We start from the raw sequence: 22,264 nt of genomic DNA, 5'->3' as shown, positions 1-22,264 counted from the left end.
CGCTGCGGCGAAGGCCAACATGCCCAGGAAGGGCAAGTGGCCGCAACACTTGCGGACCGTCGGAATGCAGGCTCAAGAGCGCCCCGCTCACGTACAGGCCCAAGGTGACCAACGCCGGCGCCAAGCGGTTGCCCATGCGCGCGAGTGCCGCCTGCGTGAAGCCCAGGCCGTGGTGGTGGACGGAGATTACAGGGCGCCCGTCACTGAGCTGTGCCTGTCGTAACAGGTCGGTGGCGATCACTGTGCTACACCGCCCGGCGCAACAGCTGCGCGTTGATCGCCACAATAATGGTGCTCAGCGACATGAGCACGGCCCCGAGCGCAGGGTGCAGCAGGATCCCCCATGGGGCGAGAACGCCAGCCGCGAGGGGGATGGCGACGATGTTGTAGCCGGCGGCCCACCACAGGTTCTGGATCATCTTGCGATAGGTCGCCTTGCTCAGCTTGATGATCGCCGGCACGTCGCGCGGGTCGCTGCGCACAAGCACGACGTCGCCGGCCTCGACCGCGACATCCGTACCTGCGCCGATGGCGATGCCGACGTCGGCCGTAAGCAGCGCCGGCGCGTCGTTGACGCCGTCACCCACCATTGCGACGCGCTTGCCATGGGCCTGCAGTTCCTCGATCTTGGCCACCTTGTCTTCGGGGAGTACCTCGGCGAAGACGGCGTCGATGCCGAGTTCCTTCGCGACGGCGTTTCCGACCGCCGTGGAATCGCCGGTCAGCAGGACAACCTCCACGCCGCTGTCGTGCAGGCGCTTGACCGCCTCGAAGGACTCGGGACGGATGGCGTCGGCGATCGCGAACGCGGCGAGTACCCGAGCGCCTTCAACCAGGTAGGTTGCGGACTGGCCATCGGCGGCCGCGGATGCGGCGGCCTGACGAAGCGTCTCCGGCGGCTCGACGCCGAGCATTCTCAGGAGCCCCGGCCCGCCAACGTGGAGCGTGCGATCTTCGACGACTGCGCGTACACCGCGGCCTGGCATGGACTCGAAGCCCTGCGACATCGGAACGTCGATGCCCTGTTCCTTGGCGCTGGTCATCAGCGCCTGCGCGATCGGATGTTCGGCATCGCGCTGAACGGCCGCGGCCACGCGAAGCACCTCGTCGTCGGTGAATCCCTCGGCGGCGGTGATCTTCACGACACGATGGGAACCGAGCGTGAGCGTTCCTGTCTTGTCGAACACGACCGTATCCAGGAGCCGAGCTTCTTCGAGGCCGCGTCGATCGCGCACGAGCAAGCCGTTCCGTGCACCGATCGTGGTCGAGATCGCGGTCACCAGCGGGATGGCGAGACCCAGTGCATGGGGGCAGGCGATCACGAGCACGGTGACCACGCGCTCCATCGTGAAGGCCCATGACTCACCGAGGAGTGGCCAGACGATGGCCGTGATGGTGGCAGCGACGATGGCGATGATGGTGAGGTAGAACGCGGCCCGGTCCGCCAGCGCCTGGGCGCGCGAGCGCGACGTTTGCGCCTGCTCGACGAGCCGCATGATCCCCGCGAGCGCGGTCTCGTCGCCGGTTTTTGTCACCTCGACGCGCAGCGAGCCTTGTCCGTTGACGGTGCCGGCGATCACCTTGTCGCCCGCCACCTTGTCCATGGGCTTGGACTCACCGGTGATCATTGATTCGTTGACGGCGCTGGTCCCTTCCTTCACGTCACCGTCGGCTGGAATGCCCGCGCCGGGCCGGATGAGCAGCAGGTCGCCGCGCTTGAGTTCCGCGACAGGGACTTCCTTTGGGGTGCCCGACTCATCCAGCCGCACCGCCATGTCGGGCAGCAGCTTCGCGAGTTCCTTGAGAGCGCCCTGGGCCTGGGTGATCGAGCGCATCTCGATCCAGTGGCCGAGCAGCATGATCGCCACCAGCGTGGCCAGCTCCCACCACAGGTCCAATCCTTCGACGACGCCGAGCGTGACCAGCGCGCTATAAACGAAGGCGACGGTGATCGCGAGCGAGATCAGCGTCATCATGCCCGGCAGGCGATTGCGCAGCTCGTTGTATGCGCCGCGGAGGAACGGCTGGCCACCGTAGAAGTACACGATCGTGCCGAACACCGCCGGGATGTACGCCGACCCCGGGAACTGCGGCGCGGTGTAGCCGAACCAGTGCTGGATCATTCCACTCCAGATCACGGTGGGAATGGCCAGCACCATCGTGAGCCAGAACTTGTCGCGGAACATCGCCACGCTGTGGCCGGCATGCTTGTCGTGCCCGGCGTGGGCGTCGCCAGGAGCAGCTTTCCCTGCATGGGAGGCATGCCCGCCATGCGCGTGATGATCGTGTTGATGATGGTCGTGTTGTTTCATGGGTCCGTCTTCCAGGATGCAGGGATGCAAGGATGAATCTGTGGGGAGGTCGGCCGGCTCACTGCCCCGGCCCCGTGGCTGGACGCAGGATGGTTGCCGGGTCGCCCCGGCCGTCTACCGCTGCCAGTTCCGCTTCGGACAACAGGCTGCCACGGGATTGACCGAGCACACTCGCGGCCGCATCCACCACGTGTGCCCAGGTGCTCCGGTTGGCGAACAGCAGTCCCGGCACGTCCAGCGTGCCGCCGCGGTTGACGAAACCCAGTGCCGTGGTCGTGGCCGGGCCGGTATCGAGCCTGCGCAGCGCGCCGAGGAACGGTTCGGGCCGGGTGTGCGTGACGAATACGCGCGGCCGGTCCGTCGGGAACAAGGCCTGCACGTAGCTGTCGGCGTGTACATACTGCGCCTCCTCCGGATCGCGCGGCGCGCGGAACCGGCCAGGTTCGCCCAGATAGACGAGCGCCGCCGCCACGTTGCGCTCGGCCAGACGCGCCTGCGCGCGGCGCACTTCCTGCAACTGGTAGGCGCCGGTGGCGACCAGCAGGATCGCGGCCGTTGCCGGATCACCCGTCAGGCAGACCGCGCCGGTCGCCGCCAGCGCCCGCGCCTGCTGCGGCGTCAGCTCGTGGGGCACCGGCCGCTTCGGCACCACCAGGGTGGTCACGGTGCCGCGCTGTGCGTAGGCGTGGGCGAGGGCCGCGGCCGCGCCGTTGGCGTCAGGGGGAAACACCACGCGCGAGATGTCGGCCATTTCGCCCAGAAGGGCCTCGGCCATGGTCGGGTCCTGGTGCGACTGCTCGTTCTTGGCGTTCTCCCAAGTGTGGGAGGTCAGCACCAGTGGCACGCCCAACCAGCCGGGCGGACGCCCTGCCTGGGCCTGGTGGCGAGCGAAGATCAGCTCCTGGCGTACGGCCCCGAGCATCTTCGGTGCGAACGCCTCGTAGGTGACCACCAGGTTCAGTCCGCCCTTGTTGCCGAGCGCGGCGCAGACCACGGCTTCCTCGTTGAGCGCGGTGATGACCGCGCCCGTCGGCGATTCGGCGACGCCTGGCTCGGGTTCATGCACCCGGTGCTTCATCGCGTCCAGGGTGCGGTCGAGCTTGTTGCTGCGCAACTCGTCGGGATTGCCCACGCGCACGCGCAGTTCAGGATTCGCCTCGGTGATCGCGACGAACTGGTCGTCGAGCGCGGTCATCGGCGAACTCTCGCCGCCGGCTCCGCGGTCGGCGATCGCTGGAACGCGGGGCGGGACCACCTGGCGGTCAGCCAATGCATGGTCCCGCTCGCGCACCCGTTGCTGGCCATCATGGCTGTTGAGCGCGGCGATGGCCGCGTCAAGCTCCGGGGCGGCCACAAACAGCACCGCGGCGCCTTCATTGAAAAGCGCGCGTGCATCGGCATCCTTTGCCGGATTCCCGGGCAGGGGCAGGTTGTGCGAGGCGTTGGTCCCCGCGCCGGGGAAGCCGAAGCCCTTGACGGTTTCGGCGATGCCATAGGGCAGCCGCACGTCGGTGTCGGGGACGGCGGCGCCAGCTTGCAGGCGCGACTCCATCACGTGGATCCCCCACGCGATGCTCGCTGGATCGCGCCCGTCCAGCGCGATCGGATCGAAGCCGTTCAGCCGCAGGTGCCGGTCCAGCCAGCGCTCGCCGCCTTGCTGGGTGATCTGGCTGCGCTGTTCGATGCGTCGTCCGTTGAGGATGATGATCGGACTGACCAGGCCGCTGTCCTCGGCGCGCCACCAGCGCGGTGCCCAGTCGCTGCCGCGCTGCTCCTCGAACGCGCCGTCGCTGAGAAACGCCACCAGGCGCTCGTCCTTCAGCGGCGCATGCACGTACTGCAGTTCGGCGAAACCGAGATAGCCGCCCTCCATCACGCCGCCCGCGGTGTGTGCGTTGACGTGGGAACCCAGCGGAGACGCCGGCGTGCCGTCCGGATTGAGGGTGTAGGCATAGAAGTCGCCGACGAACCGGCTCAGTCCCGCGTCGGAGCGGTCATAGCGTTCAGCGTGCCTAGCCGTCATGTTGCCGACCAGCAGGTTCAGCGCGTCGATGGCGGCCACGCAGTGCCCCTGGCCCATCATCCAGGCGCGGGTCACCCCCTCCAGTGCGTCCATCAGCAGGTAGCCGGCGTAGGCGGGCACCATGTTGAGGGACCCGCCGGTGTGGCCTTCGGGCGTGGCCTTGAAATCATCAGCGTCGAGCGCCGTACCGTCGGTGCGGACCCGGTGGCTATAGGTCATGTGGGCCACCAGCCACATGCCGGCGCTGGCGACGCGGTCGGCCGCGGCGAGCCGCTGCCAGGCGGTGCCGGCGTCGGGCGTGCGGCCCAGGGCGACCAGTTCGTCCACCATCTGGCGGACCCGGAGCTGGGTGAGCGGGTCGTGGCGAACCACGCCGTACCCGGCCGCCCAGTGGGCGAAGGCCGGGTCGTCCTGCCGGTGGGCGGCGGCGAGCTCGGAGATCCGTTGGCGCTCGGCTGCCGAAAGCTGGTCGGCGGTGCAGCAGTTCAGATGCAGATTCATGGCTTCTCCGGGGGTTGGCTCGATGCAATCATCAGAGGCGATGCCGCGGCGGCAAGGTCCGCGCCCAGCGCAATCGCATTCGACGGATGGGCAATGGTGTCGGTGCTCACGATGCGGGCCAGACCCGCCTCCTGCAGGCGGGCATAGGCGTCGCCCGCGAACACCGGGTGGATGGCGACCAGCATCGGCGCCGGCAGAGACAGTTGGCGCAGGTGCGCAAGGGTCTCCAGGATCGTGTGCCCGGACGACACGATGTCGTCGATCAGGACCGGGGTCCGGCCGGCCACGGCCGCCGGGTCGGGCAGGCTCACGCGCACGTCGTAGTCGCCATGCCGCTCCTTGGCCAGCACCTGGTACGGCATGCCGGACCGGGCGGCGATGCCCGCCACCCATTGCTCGCTCTCGCTGTCGGGTCCGATCAGTATCGCGTCAGGCACTGTCTTCGCGATCCAGTCGGCGACGGCGGGCGTTGCCGACACGTGGCCCGTCGGGATCCGGTAGAGCGACTGCAGGCGCTCGACGCGGTGCAGGTGCGGGTCCACGGTCACGAGCCAGTCGAACGCCTCCTCGAGGTACTGCGCGAACAGCGGCGTGCTGACCGCCTCACCGCGATGGAAGCGGGTGTCCTGGCGCATGTACCCCAGGTAGGGGGCGATCAAGCCGACCGAGCGCGCCCCGAACTCGCGCGCCGTCAAGGCGGCAAAGCGCAAGGGGAGGGCCAGGGCATCGGCGCTGCGCAGGCTGGCGAGGATCGCCACGTCGGCGCCGGCCAGCGTGTCGTCCAGGGTCACCAGCGACTCGCCATCGGGGAAGTGCCGCCAGGCCACGGGTGAAATGCGCGCCTGCAGAGGCTGGGCGATGGTGCCGGCCAGCACTGCATCGGACGGGAACGGCATCAGCACGCGGCTCATGGGGCCTCCCCAAGGGCAAAGGGTTGCAGCGCCGCGGCGTGCTCCAGGGCATAGGCCAGTTCTCCGGGCGACTGCGCATGCAGCGTCAGCAGGGGCTGTCCACGCTCCACCGTGTCGCCAATCCGAAGGCTCGTTTCCAGGCCGGCGGCGGGGGCGGCCGGCGCGCCAGCCAGCTTGGCGAGTCGCGCCAGCCTGCGGTTGTCGATCGCCGCGATGCGACCCGACGCAGTCGCCGGAACGTCGGCGGTGAACGCCGCCTTCGGCGGTTCGCGGAACCCGCCCTGGGCGTCGCAGATGGCCAGGAACTTGGCAAGGGCCGCGCCGGACTCCAGCACGCCGCGCGCGCCTTCAAGTCCGGTGCCCGCGTTGCTGCCGGGCGCCATGTCCAGCAGCGCCGCGGACAGGGCCAGCGCACGTTCGCGCAGATCCACAGGGGCACCGGGGACGTTCCGCAGCACCTGCAGCACGTCGCGTGCTTCCAGCGCCGGGCCGATTCCGCGCCCCACCGGCTGTGTGCCGTCGGAACGATGGATGCCCAGCCGCAAGCCGAGCGCGCCGGCGGTGTGTTCGAGCCGTGCACCGAGGCTGTCGGCTGCAGCGTCGCCGCGCACCTTGGCGGTGGGGCCGATTGGCATGTCGATCAGGACGTGGGTGGAGCCGGCGGCGATCTTCTTCGACAGCACGCTGGCGACCAGTTGGCCGTCGCTGTCGAAATCCAGCGGCCGCTGGACCCGGATCAGGATGTCGTCCGCCGGGCTCAGGCGTACGTTGCCGCCCCAGACGATGCAGCCGCCCTCGCGCTCGACCACACGGCGCATCATTGCCAGGTCAAGCGCAACCGGCGCCATGACCTCCATGGTGTCTGCGGTACCTGCGGGCGACGTGATCGCGCGGGACGAGGTCTTCGGGATGCGGTAGCCCAGCGCGGCAATGATGGCCACCACGATCGGTGTGGTGCGGTTGCCCGGCAGGCCGCCCACGCAGTGTTTGTCCAGCACTGGCCCTTCGCCCCAGTCCAGTCGCTGTCCGACGGCGATCATGGCGCGCGTCAGGGCCGTGGTTTCCGCATGGTCCAGACGGTCGCCCGCGCTGGCCGTGACAAAGGCGGCGAGTTCCAGGTCCGACAACCTGCTTTCCATCACGTCCTGCATCAGGGCGCGGTACTGCGCGTCGTCCAGCCGCGCGCCGAACACCTTGGCGCGCAGGGCGCCGGCTGAGGCCGCCGGCTCCGCGTGGCGGACCCGGGCCAAGGCATCGGGCGTGGGATCCAGGAGTGCCCAGGCAACTTCCGACAGCGCGACTTCGTCCAGGCCGACCCGGTCGCTCACGACCACGTTCAGCGTCGCCACCAGGGTGCGCCCACCCACGTCCAGCCTGACGCGGGTCATCGCGGCGAAGCCTTCGGCGCGGCAGACCTCACAGTCGCGGTGCATGTAGACCACCGGCTGCTGGTACGTGTCGATCCCGGCGCGGGTGACACGCAGGCGGGTGTGGCTCGGGACCTGTGTGGTCATCGCGCAGCCTCCAGTTCAACGCGCTCCAGGTGCTCCGGCACGCGTGCGCGCCAGCCCAGCTCGCGCTGGACGCGCCCGCGCAGCGTGTCGGCCGCATCGGGTTCGCCGTGGGTGAGGTAGACGATGCGGGGCGCGGAGGGCGCGGTGCGCATCCACGCCAGGAGTTCCCCGGCATCGGCGTGGCCCGAGAACCCTTCGAGTTGCACCACCTCGGCGCGGATGGGGATCTCGCGGCCGAACATGCGCAGTGTGCGGGCCCCCGCCGCCAGCGCCGCGCCACGGGTTCCGCCGGCCTGATAGCCCGCGAGCAGGATCGCGTTGCGGTCGTCGGGGCCGAACGCTTCGATGTGGTGCAGCACCCGCCCGCCGGTCGCCATGCCGCTGGCGGAGATGATGATCATCGGGCCGCGCTGGCGGTTGAGCGCCTTCGACTCCTCGACCGTGTTGACGAAAGTGGCCACCTCGAACATTCGCCGGCAGTCCTCGTCGGACACATGGTGCTCGGCGTGGTGGGCGTGGTAGTGCCGGGTGGCATTGATCGCCATCGGGCTGTTGAGGTAGACCGGCACCCGTGGGATCTCCTTGCGCTCACGCAGCCGCGCCAGATGCAGCATGAGCGCCTGCGCGCGGCCGATGGCGAAGGCCGGGATGACGATCACGCCACCGCGGGCGGCGACCCGTCGCACGATGGGGGCAAGTTCGGCTTCTTGGTCGATCACGACATGCGCCCGATTGCCGTAGGTCGATTCGCAGACCAGCACGTCACAGGCGGGCAGGGGCGTGGGCGGGTTCATCAGCGACTCGTGCTGACGCCCTAGATCGCCGCTGAAGTGCAGGCGCTGGCCCTGCACGTCTAGGCTGACGTGGGCGGCACCCAGGATATGGCCGGCGGGATGGAAGCGGGCCGTGACCCCCGGCGCGACCTCGATGTCGCGCCCATAGTCATGCCCCTTGAGCTGGTTCAGGCTGCGCCGCGCTTCGGCCTCGGTATAGAGCGGTCGTGGCTCCTTGTGCTTCGAGTAGCCCTTGCGCGCCGCGTACTTCGCCTCTTCCTCAAGAAGATGTCCGCTGTCGGGGAGCAGCAGCCCGCACAGGGCAACGCTCCCGTGCGTGCAGTGGATCCGCCCGCGGAACCCCTGCTTGACCAGCGCGGGCAGGTAGCCCGAATGATCCAGGTGGGCGTGGGTCAGGACCACCGCGTCGATCGACGACGGCTCAGCCGGAAACGGCGCCCAGTTGCGATCGCGCAGCTGCTTGTAGCCCTGGAACAGGCCGCAGTCGACCAGCACGCGCTGGCCATTGGCCTCGACCAGGTAGCGCGAGCCGGTCACGGTGCCCGCGGCGCCGAGGAACTGGAGGGTGGGGCTGAAAGACGCAGTCATGATGAGGCTCCGGTTCTGCAAGGAAGTGATGGCGGATGGCACGACTCCCAACCGACGCGCCTACGCGTCGGTCGCGCGTCTGGTCAGGGACGAATCAGCTCGACGGTGTTGACCTTGGGCGTCCCGGAGATCACTTCAGCCTCCGCGTAATGGCTGTCGAATAGTTCGACAATGCGCACCTGCCCGACCGCTTCACGGCGGTAGCGTGGGGCCTCCCCGCGAGTGGCGGGCTCGGCGCTTGTGCCGGATCACTTCCAGCACCTGCCCGACCTGAGCGCCATCGACCTGTCCGACACAGACCACGAGTGTTTCGTCTTGCTTCTCCAGCACCTGTCCCCGCATCAACACGTTGAGGCGGAACCCGCCTTCGCTCGCGGAAACGACGCCGGGCATGCGAACGCAAGCGCGAGGGCCAGTGTGGCGAACCAGTGGTGGCGATTGGCCCCTCGGGCCGTGGGATGGGCAGATCGTGTCACCGTGTTCGTGGTGTGGACTCATTGGGCGGGGTGCGAGGGGAGCCGGCGATACCCGCGAACGGAAGGCACTTGAGCAGCAGCGTGATCCAGAAGCGGCGGCGGAAATCGGCGACCATGGCGGCATGGTCGTGGCCGCCGTGCCCGGCATGTGCCGCGTCTGTGGAGCCGGCCGCGGCGATGGTGCCGCCGCCGTGGGTGGCGTGATGCCCATGTTGGCCGTGGCCATGGCGGTGCTGTGCATGCGGGTCGTTCGTTGCCATGGGATCAGGCCTCTTTTCTTTCTTTGAACAGCCTGCCAAGCCGGGGCAGGAATGCCGGAACTTCTTGCGCATAGCGGCGATACACATCGCCAAACGCCGTTTCCACGTCTCGTTCTTCCCGCTTGGCGAGACGCCAGTACATGACGAGCAGCACCGGCAGCATCAGGCCGGTGACCAGCGTCGGCCATTGAAAGAAGAAGCCGATCATGATGAGTGCGAATCCTAGGTACTGCGGGTGCCGCACCTGAGCGTAAGGCCCTGTTGTCGCCAGCGAGCCGGCGCGCTGCGCCTCATGGAGTACCTTCCAGCCGCTGGCGATAAGAAAAAATCCGCCGCCGATCAGCACATAGCTCAGTATGTGGAAGGGGCTCCAGTGCGGGTCCATCGACCAGCCAAACAACGCGGGCCACAGATGGCCTGCATCGTGGGATAGCGGGTCGAGTTCCGGGAACCGGCTGCCTATCCAGCCCGCCAGCAGATAGAGGGTCAGCGGGAAGCCGTACATTTCCACGAACAGGGCGACGATGAAGGCGGAGAACGCCCCCAGTGAGCGCCAATCCTGGGCCGTCTTGGGCTTGAAGAAGCTGAAGGCAAACAGGATGAAGATGCCCGCGTTCACAATAGCCAGGAACCACAGACCGTAAGCCGGGACGTCACCGTGCATCGCGATCGTTCCGGGGGTCGTGGTTGCTGTGGTTGCCATGCCCGCCATGATTCCGGTGCAGGAAGAAGTGCAGGCCGACACAGATCAATAGAGGCAGAAAGAACGGCCACGCCCCGAGTACATGAACACGGTGTTCAAGCCAGAGAAATAATCCAGCGATAATGAGGAAGGCGCACAGGACAAAGCCCGCGGGGCTGCGCCAGAAACTGCGCTTTTGATTGGGGTGGCTGCTCATAGGAAAGCTCCATGGTCGCGGCGTCCGGAAGGGAGTTCACGCCGGTTTCGCAGTCATCCTATGGAGCTGTCGCTGTCGTTCTAGTGACATGAAAATTACATTCTTGTAATCTCTGCGTCATCATCCTGGCAGGTCCGGCTAGATAGATTGCCAGTTGAAGTCACCCGCCCCGCTTCGTCCGTCACGAGGGGCCGCCTCCCCGCCGGGGTGCCGCATGAGTAAGCAATGATGAAACTGCTGGTTGTCGAAGACGAGAACAAGACGGCGGACTATGTTCGTCAGGGCCTCGTAGAAGCGGGGTTTGTCGTAGACCTGGCGCGCACCGGGCTCGATGGCCACCACATGGCCATGACGGAGGCCTACGACCTGATCATTCTCGACGTCATGCTTCCTGATATAGACGGCTGGCGCATCCTGCAGGCGGTCAGGGCTACGGGCAACCAGGTTCCGGTGTTGTTCCTGACCGCACGCAGCAATGTGGATGATCGAGTTCAGGGTCTGGAGTTGGGCGCCGACGATTACTTGGTCAAGCCGTTTGTCTTTGCGGAGTTGCTTGCTCGTGTGCGAACGCTGCTACGTAGAGGACACACGCCCACTCACCACGATCGAATTCAGATTGCGAATCTGGAACTCGACTTGGCGCGTCGACGTGCGGTAAGAGGCGGGCAACGGATCAATTTGACTAATAAAGAATTCGCACTGCTTGAGCTGTTGGCGCGTCGCCAGGGTGAAGTGCTGCCGCGTTCACTGATCGCTTCTCAAGTTTGGGACATGAATTTCGATAGCGATACCAACGTCATTGACGTCGCCATTCGTCGACTGCGCGCGAAGATCGACGACAATTTCGAGCCCAAGCTGATTCAAACCGTGCGGGGCATGGGCTATACGCTGGATGTCCCGGATGGCGACTAGCTCTCCTTTTCGTCGCCCAGCGTCACTTGCACTGCGCGTGACCACGCTCGTGGGCGTTGCCATGACGCTCGTCTTTCTCATTTTCAGTTGGGTCAGCGTGCGATCCCTGGATCGACACTTTGCAGAGATGGACGAGGACGAACTAGGGGTGGTATCCGCTTCCGTTATACAGGCGTTGAGGGAAGTGTATTCCGGTGTCGGCGACGAGGCGCTTCAACGGGCAGTAAGAGGACATCATGGAGTTTTCTACTACGTTGCAGATGCCGCGGAAAACGCGCTCTATGCGGCTGCGGATGGCCCCGATCTGGCGCGCTTTGCTGCGAACCAAAGCCCCGTGGATCTCGCCGGCAGGCGCGACATGACAATCTGGCGGGAAGACGGGACTTCCTACCGCGGAGCAGTGATACGAGTGGCCGGTGATGCCAGCCTCGACAATAATGTCTATACAGTCGCAGTGGCGATGGATATCGACCACCACCTTCAATTCATCAGGAGCTTCAAGCGTATCCAGTGGTGGACGATTTTCGTCGTCATGTGCATCGCAATACTGGTTGCGTGGTTCGCCGTTCAGTGGGGACACATCCCGATCCGCAGAGCCAACGAGAAGATTCGCGCAATCACGGCGTCGAAGCTGGATGCGAGATTGAACCCCGAGGAAGTGCCGATTGAATTGGAGGAGACGGTCGCTTCGTTCAACAACATGCTCGGGCGTATCGAGGATGGCTTCGAGCAGTTGTCGAACTTTTCCGCCGACATTGCCCATGAACTGCGAACGCCGGTCACCAACTTGACCACGCAGACGGAAGTCGCCGTTGGCCAGTCTCGTTCCGCCGATGAGTATCGGGAGATTCTTTATTCGAACCTGGAGGAGTTCGGGCGCCTGAATCGCATGATCAACGACATGCTGTTTCTTGCGCAGACCGAGAATGATTCACATAGCCTCGCGCTTGAGAGTGTGGATCTGGCGGATACTATCCGGGGTTTGTTCGAGTATTTCGAGGCATGGGTGGAAGAACAGGGGGTCTCGTTACAACTCAAAGGACAGGCGGCGCCGATACAGGCTGATCGAGAGATGCTTCGCCGGGCACTCAGTAACCTTCTGTCCAACGCGATTCGCTACACACAGCGGGGAGAGACGGTTACGGTCGGGTTGTCCCAGGATGAGCAAACCACCACCGTCAGCGTCGAGAATCCGGGCGAGAAGATTCCGGCGGAGGAGTTGCCAAGGCTTTTCAATCGCTTCCACCGCGGCGACCCGTCTCGGCAACGCAAGGGTGATGGTGCAGGGCTGGGGCTTGCCATCGTCAAGTCGATCGTCGAGGCGCACGGCGGGGCTGTTCGTGGCGTGTCCGATGACAGGATGACGCGGTTCGAGATCGTGCTGCCGCGTTCCGTTTGAACATCGCGGGCAGATTACAGTAGCCCGACACAGATCAACCTGGGGTAGTGTCTCAGTTTGAAAATGCGTAGGTCGCCTGCCGGCTTGAGCCTGACCGCTCAAGCATGACAGACTACCGGCATGGCTACCAAATCGAAACGCCCCCGCGATACCAACCAGCTCGCCAAGTTCATTACGGACGTTGCCACTGGCGAGGTGGAGTTGCCCAAGACCGATGAGGGGAAGGACCCCGCCGCCGTCGCGCTGGGCCGTAAGGGCGGCTTGAAGGGCGGGAAGGCGCGCGCCAGCATGCTCAGCGCAGATCAGCGGGCAAAGATTGCGAAACTCGCCGCACAGGCTAGGTGGAAGCGATCCCGCTAGCCGACCTTCCGATACGGGACCTGCAACTGCAACTCCGCAACGTCGTTCGTAAAATCGAGAACCATGTTGATGGGTTCTTCATCAGACCGCTTATCGTTATAAACATCAACGTCGGTCTTGAGTTGCAAACAGTCGCCGACAACCTGCTGTCTGCGCTGCGCGAACGCACGCTCCATATGCGCATGCGGCGCGGTGTCGATATCCGCCCACAGCGTTCCCTGCTGTGGTCCACCATTCACTGCGTGCTTGGCGCGATATCGCCGGCCGTGCTCATCCGTCCGATATTCCTCGCGCAGGGCTTTTGAAATATCGTCGGCGAGTTGATTGATCACATCTCGCGGCCGAGGTTCCCACAGCCTATTCGTAATAGCCCAGCCGGCAACGTCATGCGGATCGATCGGGCCGGTTCTGCCAGTCTCACGGCTGTATCTTGCGAAGAATTGCTGAAGCTGCTCGCGGTACGTCATAAGATTCTCTCAAAGATTGACTGGGGCGACCTGCCCAAATCCGTCCACAGTTGCCGCAGGGACGACAAATTGGCGTACCTTCACTTGGTATCGCTTCAGAAAGGCGTGGTTATTCGTGCGGCGCTGGATCTGCCCAACCACAAGCCCCGGATGCACATTCATTCGCTGAGCAAACAGAACGACGCGCTGCTCAGAGAAGAACGGGCGCACTCTGGCGATGAAGTCATTCATAGGCGCGGTTGGCACGCAGAAGTCCGCCGCTGCGGTGTTGGCAATGCGCTCATCGTCGGGCTCGTTTGCGTTGGCGGCACCGTCCTCGCTTAATTCAACATCCAAGCACTCGGTTTTTTGTCCGTGCTTCTGCAGCACATGCTCTATCTCATGGCGCAAAACGAACCAAAAGTTGTCGATGCGATCTCTCGACATGGACATCCCGATAACCGGAGACTGCTTATCAAGCCACAGGCACACCCCGTCTATCTTCGCGCTTGGTAGCGACTCAACAATCACAAATCTAACGCCGCACTCGCCCAAGAGCCTTGCTACCTGTCGCGTCTCTTCCGGCGCTGCGATGAGCCGCCTTAGCTGCTCGACAGCCTCTCGCAGTTTTCGCTCAGAGTACGCGGGCACAGTGATACTCTCGGCAACTTGACGCACGCGGAATAGCCACGCAAGTTGTACTGGCGGGGTTTCGTCGTAGTGAGTCTTCTTGGCGGCATATCGCAGATGCGGCACTTGATCCAGTTTCTCGACCTTAAAGAAACGTGCAACCTGCACGCTGAGCATTTCGCTATCAGTATCCTCAAGCCAGCCGCGCTTGATCATCTCTCTGATAGGAAAGTGCCTCTGGAGCATGGCTCGGCATTCGACGCCCGGATCAGGATCACTCGCCTTGGAGAGGTCGTGGGCTGTCTGCAAGTTCACAAAGAACTCAGCCGGCACATCGAACGCCTTCCCAAGGGCCTTCGCCATCTCCGGGCTAATGCCTCGCTTACCAGAGATGATCATGTTCACTGCCTGCTCCGGGCAGCCGAGCACATACGCCAAGTCGCGCTGCGACCAGCCGCGCTCTTCGAGTTCGTCTTTCAGGAAAACTCCAGGAGCAGGGACTGCAGTAGTTGTGTGATTGCCCATGCTTCTATCTCAGTGGTAGTCGGCTATTTCCAAAACAATGATTCGCGGCGGACTGCTGCTCGTGTCTAGCTGAAATATCAGTCTCCATTGGTCGTTCAGTCGGATTGATCTCTGCCCCTCGCGGTCGCCGGAAAGCTTCTCGTAATGAAAGCTCTTCCAGTTCCTAAGCGTTCGCTCATCTGGCGCGGCGCGCAGTAGCACCAGCTTCTTGCGGCATGACGTGATCACGGAAATAGGGAGCTGCGTGTGCGCCGCTTCGTCTGTCTCAACTAGCGCCAGCTTCTTGTTCCCGAAGATCACTTCCATGCGAGCGCATTTTATGGGAAGGTTGCGTCCATTGCAATAGCGACTGAACGCCATGCGTTAAACTGAATAGAATGCTTGACTGGTCACGCATAGCGTACTATGATGGATTACATGAACAAGCTGCCCCTTAAGAAGCGCGCTCAAATCCTCGGCCTCCTGGTTGAAGGCACCAGCCTGCGGGCCACCAGCCGGCTTGCCGACTGCTCCATCAACACCGTAACCAAGCTGCTCGTGGACGTGGGTACTGCCTGCGCCGAGTACCAGGACAAGGCACTGCGGAACCTGCCCTGCAAGCGCGTCCAGGTCGATGAAATCTGGTCTTTCGTGTACTCGAAGCAGAAGAACGTGCCCGATGGCATGGAAGGGCAGGCCGGCGATGTGTGGACCTGGACGGCGATCTGCGCCGACACGAAACTGGTTCCGTCCTTCCTCGTGGGCGGACGCGATGGCGGCTACGCGATGGACTTCATTACCGACCTGGCCAGCCGTATGGCTTCACGTATCCAGCTCACCAGCGACGGCCACAAGGCTTACCTCGAAGCCGTGGAAAGCGCGTTCGGTCGCGACGTGGACTATGCCCAGCTCATCAAGATTTACGGCGCGGCCCCGGAAGGCCAGCGCCGCTACAGCCCTGCTCAGTGCGTCGGAACCCAGGTTGCCCATGTCAGCGGCGGTCCTGCCATGCAGCACGTCAGCACGTCCTACGTGGAGCGCCAGAATCTCACGATGCGTATGAGCATGCGCCGCTTTACCCGCCTGACCAACGGCTTCTCAAAGAAGGTCGAGAATCACGCCCACGCCGTCGCGCTGCACTTCATGTACTACAACTTCGGCCGCATCCATAAGAGCCTGCGGATTACCCCGGCAATGGCCGCTGGCGTATCGGATCACGTCTGGTCACTGGAAGAAATCGCCGCCCTGCCCTGAATGGCGAGGTGATATACTTGACAAGTGTTGATTTTCGGGGAAAGCCACATGGGTCGATTCAGATTTGATTTCGACAAGGGGCTGGAAGCAATTATCTATATCGCCGCTCGTATTCCCGACCCCACGTTTCACCACATTTCCAAGGTTCTCTATTTCGCCGATCTAGATCATCTTGCGAACTATGGTCGTTTTGTGGCTGGTGATCGTTACATTGCGATGGAGTACGGCCCAGTACCAAGCAACGTGCATAACATTATGCGCGCGGGGCGCGGTGCTAGAGAATTCGTCGATCAAAAAGAAGCTATTAAGAACTCCATTAGCGTTCCTGGTCGCTACACCGTGCATCCGCTTAGAGAATCCCGAAATTCAATCTTTAGCAGATCAGATCTTGAATGCATTGATAGGTCCATCGCTAAATACGGTAGAAAGAGCTTTGGGCAGTTAGTCGATGAAAGCCATGATGCAGCATGGCGGGCGACATCTGAGGGACAAGAGATGTCGTTGCTAGAAATAGCGCGGATGATGGAACACACCGAAGAAGTGCTTGAACACTTAGAGATTGCCGACGAACGGGCAGCGTAGTCGTGCTTACGACAGGTTGCGTCGTTGAGGTATTCGCGTCGCACATCACGCCACCTCACAACAAATACTATGTACTTGTGTGCCTAGATCCGCTGGTCATGGGTTTCTTCATAAACAGCGGAATCAATAACTACATCAAACGCCGTCGTACCCTTCTTGATGCGCAAGTGAAAGTACTCCAGAGCGAGCACAGATTTCTGAAATACGACTCGTGGCTTGATTGCAGTGACGTACACGCATTCACCCGTCAATACTTGGATCGGGAAGTGCGGACTAACCCGTCTGCGCTGCTTGGGAGGTTGTCACCCGCGGCGCAGGCAGCAATGTTGAACGCCGTAAACGCTAGCTACACGTTGGCGCAAGAGCACATTACATGGATCGGCGCGGCCTTTTCTGGGCAGGCAGAGAATTCGGCTCAGAATTCAAACTGAGACACTACCCAACCTGGACGTCCCTGTGCTGCTGCCTCGATTGTGTGCGAAAATCTAGTCCACAATGTAGTCCACATCGGTGAACACATTGTGTGAGAACTCTTTTTAACCAAAGAGTTAGGTGGCTGGTGCTGTTCCCATCACCCGCTCCAAGGATTGAATTCCATGGAGGTCCAGTGACATCCAGGAAGTGCTGGGAAAAGGGGGCTTCGGCCCCTTTTCTCGTTAGTTTTCATTGGTGGGACGTTCCACAGACGTCCTCCAAGATCCGTTTACAGCCAGTGCTCTTGGACCCATTACTCTGGCGCACCAAAGTTCGTGTTGACCCAGCGGGACAGCACGTGGGTGACAGTCTCTCCAGGCAGGAATTCCTGTTCGATTCTGCCTTTGGGCAGAGTGAGTAAATGGCGGTAGAAGTCCTGCTCGTGATCTAACAAGCCATCGTGCGGTTCCGCGCCGGCATTGATCGGCTCCGGCACCGCGAGTGCAGCGGCGTGGCGGTCGAACAGGGCGCGCTCCATGAGCAGAGGTTGCAGGTGGGGTTGCAGGCTGCGAGCGCGTGCCAGCATATGCAGGCCCCAGGTATCCATGTCGCCCCAGTAGCCCAGGTGACGCTGGCGCAGCCAGTGCGCGCGCAACCATGCCAGGTCGAGGCCGGAACCGAGGACGGCGATGGTATCGGGCAGTGGTGGCAGCAGGTGCAGGCAGCGATCGTTCTCGATCAGCAGGATGTGCCCGGCCGGTAGCGGTGTATCCATCAATTCACGGGCCCGCACGCGCTGCTGGGCGAAGGGTAGCAGCCCCGGTGTCAGCGGCGCGACCAGCAGCCAATGGTCGCCCTCATCGGCGGCATCCAGAAAGCTGGTGAGGCCAAGTTGGGATGCCTGTCCTTCGAAGCGGATATCCAGCAGCGCGGTCACCAATCCGCGGTTGCGTTCGATGAACTTGCTGTCGATGCCGGCCAGGGCGAGGCCGCGCAGGGGGCGGCCGGCCGCGATGCCGGGTTCCAGTTCGAAGGTCAACGCGGCCGCTTGCACGACCTCCTCGTCGTTACGCTCGTGCCATAGCCCGCGCTGCCGGATCAGAAGTGCGTGGAAGCGCGGGTCGACGCGATCGAGCAGGTATCGAAGTCGTTGCAGTTCCAGTTGCACCTGGGCATCGCCCGACGCCTGTGCCCACTCCTCCGGTGAGGAAAGTTGCCAGTGCAGCGGCAGTGACACCGGCTCGGCGGCACTGCGGAAGGCCGTGTCCTGCCATCGCACTTCGCCCACGGTCACTGTCCGCCAGCGTGCGATGTGCTCGCGGACCCGGGCCGTGTGGTGCGCGAACAGCGCTGGTGGTGGGCGGCCGATGGCGAGCTGCAGCGGCCAAGCCTGCGGATCGAGCAGGCGGCGTTCACGCTTGTCGGCGCTGTGCCATTGCCGGGTCAGGAGGTTGGCGAGTTCATCAGGCGACTTCAACATCGTGCTCCTGTCGCTGGGTGCGGTTGCGCGCATGCGCTTCCAGCGCTTCCCAGCTCAGCGATGTCATGGTCGCCTGTGCGCCCTTGCGGTGGACGACGATGGCGGAACGGGTGTGTTCCCGCAACAGGCGCAGTTCCTTGTTGGGTGTAACGAAGAGCGGGTGCAGGCCGAATTCCGCCAGGGCGCGGATGATGCGTCCGGCCACCGCCTGGGAACTCTTGGAGAAGGCCTCGTCGAGCACGATGGTGCCGAACAACGGCCGCTGGCTGCCCGGTGGGCACAGGGCGTAGCTGAGCGAGGCGGTGAGCACGTAGCTGGCGATGATCTCCTTCTCCCCGCCGCTACCCCCCTGGGAACTGGTGCGCTTCTCGATGATCTTGCCGCTGCCGCGTTCGATCACCAGAACGGCGAACTGCAGCCGATAGCGTGGATCGAGCAGGGCCAGCGCACCCAGGGTCTTGCGCCGTTCCACGGCATCGCGCAGCAGGCCGACCAGGTCGGCCAAGGCACGGTAGTGGCTTTCGCCCTGGTCATCCTTGAGCTGGGCCGAGCGTAGGTGGGCTCGCGCCTGCCGCAGGGTGCGCAGGCTCTCGTGCTCGACCCGCTGCGGCTCCAGGCGCAGGTAGCGGTCTGGCTGGAAGTCCACCCGTTCCAGAGTGGCATTGAGATCGGCTATGCGTTCTTCAATCACGGAGACTTCGCTGTCGATCTCGCTAAGCAGCTGCGTCACGCCCTGATCGGAGGACTGGTTAAGATAGGTGAGGAAGCGGCCGAGTTTCTCGGGAAGTGCTTCCTCGTCGAGCACGCGCAGGCGTTCGCGATAGGCGGGTACGTCCTGCAGTTCGGTGCCGACCTCGGACAATGCGCCGGTGTCCGCCGCCTTTGCTTTGGCCATGTCGCGAACGAGCTGTTGTTCGACATTTCTGAGACGCGCGGATTGGCGCTCGATGGCCCGCTGGATACCCTCCCTTTCCCGGCGCTCCAGGTCGTCCAACTCGGAAGGCTCGTCGACCCGTTGCGTTTCCAGGTGTTGGGTAGCCAGCGCTCTCTGCGCCTCATCCAGCCCGCTGCCGATTCTCTTGCGAATACGGCCCACGGCGTCGTTCGCCTGCTCAATGGCCTGGGTGAGCAGCCTGATCTGCGTCTGCAGTTCGATCTGCTTGCCGCGTAGTGCCTCGGTGCCCGCCTTGGCGATCTCCCATTTGATTCTTGCCTGCTCGACATCGGACGCCGGCGCCGTCAATGCTTGCAGTTGCTGCCGCAACTGATCAAGTTCCGCTTGCGCACCAGGAACGTCGATATCGTTGAACACCGCATCTTTGATCCGATCCAGCAGCGAGAGGCCTTTTCTGGTGTTCTCTACCAGTTCCTCGGCCTTACGCATTTCACTCTGGCTCACCGCATGCAGCTCCGTCGCCGTGGCGAGATCCTGCGCGAGGCGCGCGAGCTGATCGCGATTATCGAAGCCGGTCATCCAGTCGCGCCCGAGCGGCTTCTGATCCTGCTTGTCGAAGTAGCCGCTGCGGCCGGACATCAACCCCTGTACGGTCATCGCATACGGCGTGCGGCGCAAGGCCTGAACGTCGTCCACGCAATGCCGATCGATGCTGGCGAGCAGGTGCTTCAATGCCTGACGATGGGCATGAGGCTTGAAATTGAGCTTGCGGGTGAATCCATCGTCGAAGAATCGCGCCTGCTCGGCAGGCGCATCCGCTTCGCGCAGCCGAACATGAAGGCGGTTATCACGCGCATTGATCCAGGTTAGTGCAGCGGGAGCATGTTCCGGAGCGATCAACAGACGCAGGCGTTCGCTGCCAATGGCGCGTTCAATGGCGCCACGCCAACGTGCCTGCTCAGGCTGGACCTCGACCAACTCGGCAACGAAGGGTAAGGCGCTCTCATCCAGGCTGAGATGGTCTGCGAGAAGACTGCGAAAACGCTGTTGCTCGACCGGGATGTTCGAACCGGGCCGCTGCTTCGACTCGTCCAGCTCGTGCTTGAGCCGGTCACGCTCGGCAAGTAGCGCTTGTTGCTTCGCTCCTATTTCCCAAGCCGCCCGCTTCTGCACTTCCCAACGTTCTGTTTCATCGATCCGCCGCTGTTCGATTTCCGTCTGGTTGGCCTGCACCGCAGCAAGCGTCAGTGCTGGGCTCAGACCCAAGCTAATGGTCCATGCTTGGTAGTCCTTGGCCTGGCGTTGGCACCGCTCGAGCTTCTCTTCCTGCGTATCGATGTGTCGACGCAGCTCCTCGATTCTCTGCCCGCCTGCCTGCAGGTAGATCACCTGCAGCGCCTGATCCTCTGCTTCTGCCAACGCCAGGTCCTTGGACAGCGCCTCGGCCTGTTGTTGCTGTTCGAGCAGTTTGATATTTTCGGCGGCGGCTCGGCGCTCCCACAGGGTGATCGCCTGCTCTCCGAACCAAGCCGGCAGCAGCGCCAGTAGCCGGTTGTGTTCGTCCAATCTGACGGACGTTTCCTGATGATCGGCCCATCCTTTATCGATCGGCGCCAGTGTGTCGCGCTGTCTGCGAGCGGTCTCGAGTTCCTGTCGGATGCCGGCCAGCGTGTCGAACTCATCGGCGACGGCGCGCGCGCTGTCGAAGGCGGAACGGTCGTCCAGCACCAGTTCGCGGAACACTGTGTCGATGCTGTTGAGCTGCTTGAGGCCGGCAGCGCGATTGAGCAGGGCGAACGCGTTTTCGCCGACCTCGAAGTGGTTGCGCAGGCGTGCCAAGAAGGCTTGCTTGGTATCGTAGACCTTAAAGCCGGGGCAAGTACGTTCCAACTCCTTCAGCGCCCGTGCGCCGCCATCGCGGTGCGTTTCCAGCCACTCGTCCAGGCTCGGCGTGTCGCCCTGGCAGAACAGCCAGCGGCGCTTGAGGTCGGTCAAAGCCGAACTGGTGCCGTCGAGCCAGAACACGCCGCCGATGCGCAACACTGCTTCGCCGTTGCTGAAGCGTGCGGCGATCGCAGTAACGACAGGACCGGGCCGGGCAATGTGTTCGTTGGCTTCGCTGTCGTTGCCGGCACCAGACACGCCGCGGACGTAGGAGACTAGGTCGCGATCGCTTTCATGGCCACCGGTGGAGGCCAGGTTGTAGCGGGGGCTGGCGACCAGCAGGGTCATCAGCGCGTCGACCAGCGTGGTCTTGCCGCTGCCGGTGGGGCCGATGATCGCGGTGCCGGCCAAATCGATCTGCGCGCTGTGGCGACCGTCGAAGGCGCCCCAGTCGTACACGTCCAGGTGCGTGAGCACGTAGCTACCCGAAGCGAGCGCAGGTGAGGTGCTCATTCGTCCGCCTCCTCGACCGATGTCGGGCCGATATCGCCACCGCCGGTAGCCTCGCGCAGTGCTTGCACCAGGTTGGTGAGGTTCTCCGGATTGGCCAGGTGGGCGATGATCGGGCGTATCGTCACCCGCTCCTGTTGATCGACGTCGGAGACGATGCCGTGGCCTTTGAGCTGCTCCAGCAGAGTCAGCAGGCGTTTCCTTTCCTGGGCGTCGCTGCCCAGGTCGCCCAGATAAGCCTGCAGGTGCGGAATCAGATCGTCGAGTGCGACTCGGGCATCACCGGCGCCGACGCCGGCTTCCACTTCGTGGGCGACGAATTGCTGGCGCAGAATCGCGACCAGCAGCGATTGCTCCAGGGTCAGGCGCTGCCGGCGCACCAGCGGGTGCGACCATTCGTCGTCGTCCCGGTCGGGCGCGGCGGCCACGACGATGAACGCCAGGCCGCGGATGTCATCGATACGCAGCGCCAGTTCCAGCCAGCCCAGCATCCGATCCACTTCATCCCGGTGCAACAGCGCGTTACGGTAGAGATTGGGCTTGCTGGCTTCCTCCAGGAGCCCGTACTTCATCAGCTCCAGGATCGTAGCCCGTACCGCTGCGGCCACGTGGGCCTGATCGGATGTCTTCGCGCTCCCGTCGGTGAAATGGGCGCCGGTGTCGCATCCGCCGGAGCTGGCCACGGTCGGGTCGATACCTTCAGTGCCGGCCGTCAT

The 22,264-nt window shown here is 63.6% G+C and carries 21 protein-coding genes; 6 read left to right on the top strand and 15 right to left on the bottom strand.

All coding sequences use genetic code 11. The features are described 5' to 3' along the window. Positions 1-245 precede the first annotated feature (245 nt). The 9 genes from ACG33_RS13480 to ACG33_RS15870 form a co-directional block, all read right to left on the bottom strand. A complete protein-coding gene (locus tag ACG33_RS13480) occupies positions 246-2,312 on the bottom strand; it encodes a heavy metal translocating P-type ATPase (RefSeq protein WP_237392631.1) in 2,067 nt (688 codons plus the stop codon). Positions 2,313-2,370: 58 nt separating this feature from the next. Continuing rightward, on the bottom strand, positions 2,371-4,836 hold the full coding sequence (locus ACG33_RS13475; RefSeq protein WP_210399082.1) for a phosphoketolase family protein: 2,466 nt from the start codon (positions 4,834-4,836) through the stop codon (positions 2,371-2,373). Next, entirely contained in the window at positions 4,833-5,747 is a 915-nt protein-coding gene (locus ACG33_RS13470) for a ribose-phosphate diphosphokinase (RefSeq protein WP_066921978.1), read from the bottom strand. Before ACG33_RS13470 ends, ACG33_RS13475 begins: the two co-directional genes overlap by 4 nt. Next, positions 5,744-7,261 carry a thymidine phosphorylase family protein gene (locus ACG33_RS13465; protein WP_066921976.1) on the bottom strand — a complete coding sequence of 506 codons (1,518 nt, stop codon included), beginning with the start codon at positions 7,259-7,261 and terminating at the stop codon, positions 5,744-5,746. Before ACG33_RS13465 ends, ACG33_RS13470 begins: the two co-directional genes overlap by 4 nt. Then, positions 7,258-8,643, bottom strand: a complete 1,386-nt coding sequence (locus ACG33_RS13460) for an MBL fold metallo-hydrolase RNA specificity domain-containing protein (RefSeq protein WP_066921974.1) — start codon at positions 8,641-8,643, stop codon at positions 7,258-7,260. Before ACG33_RS13460 ends, ACG33_RS13465 begins: the two co-directional genes overlap by 4 nt. 192 nt (positions 8,644-8,835) lie before the next feature. After that, positions 8,836-9,036: a hypothetical protein gene (locus tag ACG33_RS13455; protein WP_066921972.1), complete on the bottom strand. Its 201-nt coding sequence runs from the start codon at positions 9,034-9,036 to the stop codon at positions 8,836-8,838. A gap of 79 nt (positions 9,037-9,115) precedes the next feature. Next, on the bottom strand, positions 9,116-9,379 hold the full coding sequence (locus ACG33_RS13450; protein ID WP_066921970.1) for a hypothetical protein: 264 nt from the start codon (positions 9,377-9,379) through the stop codon (positions 9,116-9,118). A 4-nt stretch (positions 9,380-9,383) separates the two neighbouring features. Continuing rightward, positions 9,384-10,043, bottom strand: a complete 660-nt coding sequence (locus ACG33_RS13445) for a methyltransferase family protein (RefSeq protein WP_066923433.1) — start codon at positions 10,041-10,043, stop codon at positions 9,384-9,386. Next, complete coding sequence (locus ACG33_RS15870) at positions 10,033-10,278, bottom strand: DUF2933 domain-containing protein (protein ID WP_083536942.1); 246 nt, start codon at positions 10,276-10,278, stop codon at positions 10,033-10,035. Before ACG33_RS15870 ends, ACG33_RS13445 begins: the two co-directional genes overlap by 11 nt. Positions 10,279-10,506: 228 nt before the next feature. Between ACG33_RS15870 and ACG33_RS13440 the strand changes: the two genes are divergently transcribed. The 3 genes from ACG33_RS13440 (at position 10,507) to ACG33_RS13430 (ending at position 12,949) form a co-directional block, all read left to right on the top strand. Then, a complete protein-coding gene (locus ACG33_RS13440) occupies positions 10,507-11,190 on the top strand; it encodes a heavy metal response regulator transcription factor (protein ID WP_066923431.1) in 684 nt (227 codons plus the stop codon). Beyond that, on the top strand, positions 11,180-12,589 hold the full coding sequence (locus tag ACG33_RS13435; protein WP_083537279.1) for a Cu(+)/Ag(+) sensor histidine kinase: 1,410 nt from the start codon (positions 11,180-11,182) through the stop codon (positions 12,587-12,589). The genes ACG33_RS13440 and ACG33_RS13435 overlap by 11 nt, the downstream gene beginning before the upstream one ends. Before the next feature lie 120 nt (positions 12,590-12,709). Then, positions 12,710-12,949: a histone H1 gene (locus ACG33_RS13430; RefSeq protein WP_066921961.1), complete on the top strand. Its 240-nt coding sequence runs from the start codon at positions 12,710-12,712 to the stop codon at positions 12,947-12,949. Here the strand turns inward: ACG33_RS13430 and ACG33_RS13425 are convergent. The 3 genes from ACG33_RS13425 to ACG33_RS13415 are packed head-to-tail and all read right to left on the bottom strand — an operon-like array spanning position 12,946 to position 14,856. Beyond that, entirely contained in the window at positions 12,946-13,416 is a 471-nt protein-coding gene (locus ACG33_RS13425) for a hypothetical protein (RefSeq protein ID WP_066921959.1), read from the bottom strand. The two genes, ACG33_RS13430 and ACG33_RS13425, sit on opposite strands and share 4 nt — an antisense overlap. A 9-nt stretch (positions 13,417-13,425) precedes the next feature. Next, positions 13,426-14,550: a HigA family addiction module antitoxin gene (locus tag ACG33_RS13420; protein ID WP_066921957.1), complete on the bottom strand. Its 1,125-nt coding sequence runs from the start codon at positions 14,548-14,550 to the stop codon at positions 13,426-13,428. A 9-nt stretch (positions 14,551-14,559) separates the two neighbouring features. After that, positions 14,560-14,856 carry a type II toxin-antitoxin system RelE/ParE family toxin gene (locus ACG33_RS13415; RefSeq protein ID WP_066921955.1) on the bottom strand — a complete coding sequence of 99 codons (297 nt, stop codon included), beginning with the start codon at positions 14,854-14,856 and terminating at the stop codon, positions 14,560-14,562. 111 nt (positions 14,857-14,967) lie between these two features. On the opposite strand from ACG33_RS13415, the gene ACG33_RS13410 reads away from it, so the two are divergent. The 3 genes from ACG33_RS13410 to ACG33_RS16600 all read left to right on the top strand — a co-directional run bounded on the left by ACG33_RS13410 (position 14,968) and on the right by ACG33_RS16600 (position 16,796). Next, a complete protein-coding gene (locus ACG33_RS13410; protein WP_157071804.1) occupies positions 14,968-15,783 on the top strand; it encodes an IS1 family transposase in 816 nt (271 codons plus the stop codon). Between the two features lie 48 nt (positions 15,784-15,831). Next, positions 15,832-16,365: a Panacea domain-containing protein gene (locus ACG33_RS13405; RefSeq protein ID WP_066921953.1), complete on the top strand. Its 534-nt coding sequence runs from the start codon at positions 15,832-15,834 to the stop codon at positions 16,363-16,365. A gap of 98 nt (positions 16,366-16,463) precedes the next feature. Beyond that, on the top strand, positions 16,464-16,796 hold the full coding sequence (locus tag ACG33_RS16600) for a hypothetical protein (protein WP_066921951.1): 333 nt from the start codon (positions 16,464-16,466) through the stop codon (positions 16,794-16,796). A gap of 296 nt (positions 16,797-17,092) precedes the next feature. Here the strand turns inward: ACG33_RS16600 and ACG33_RS13395 are convergent, their stop codons facing one another. From ACG33_RS13395 to ACG33_RS13385, 3 genes are read right to left on the bottom strand one after another with little or no spacing between them, the layout of a single operon-like run. Further along, positions 17,093-18,256, bottom strand: coding sequence for a Wadjet anti-phage system protein JetD domain-containing protein (locus ACG33_RS13395; RefSeq protein ID WP_066921950.1), 1,164 nt, complete (start codon positions 18,254-18,256; stop codon positions 17,093-17,095). After that, positions 18,243-21,551 carry an ATP-binding protein gene (locus ACG33_RS13390; RefSeq protein WP_066921948.1) on the bottom strand — a complete coding sequence of 1,103 codons (3,309 nt, stop codon included), beginning with the start codon at positions 21,549-21,551 and terminating at the stop codon, positions 18,243-18,245. Before ACG33_RS13390 ends, ACG33_RS13395 begins: the two co-directional genes overlap by 14 nt. Then, entirely contained in the window at positions 21,548-22,264 is a 717-nt protein-coding gene (locus ACG33_RS13385) for a DUF4194 domain-containing protein (protein ID WP_066921946.1), read from the bottom strand. The genes ACG33_RS13390 and ACG33_RS13385 overlap by 4 nt, the downstream gene beginning before the upstream one ends.

Source organism: Steroidobacter denitrificans (assembly GCF_001579945.1).
Lineage (GTDB): Bacteria > Pseudomonadota > Gammaproteobacteria > Steroidobacterales > Steroidobacteraceae > Steroidobacter > Steroidobacter denitrificans.
This window is presented reverse-complemented; position numbering and strand designations above follow the sequence as displayed.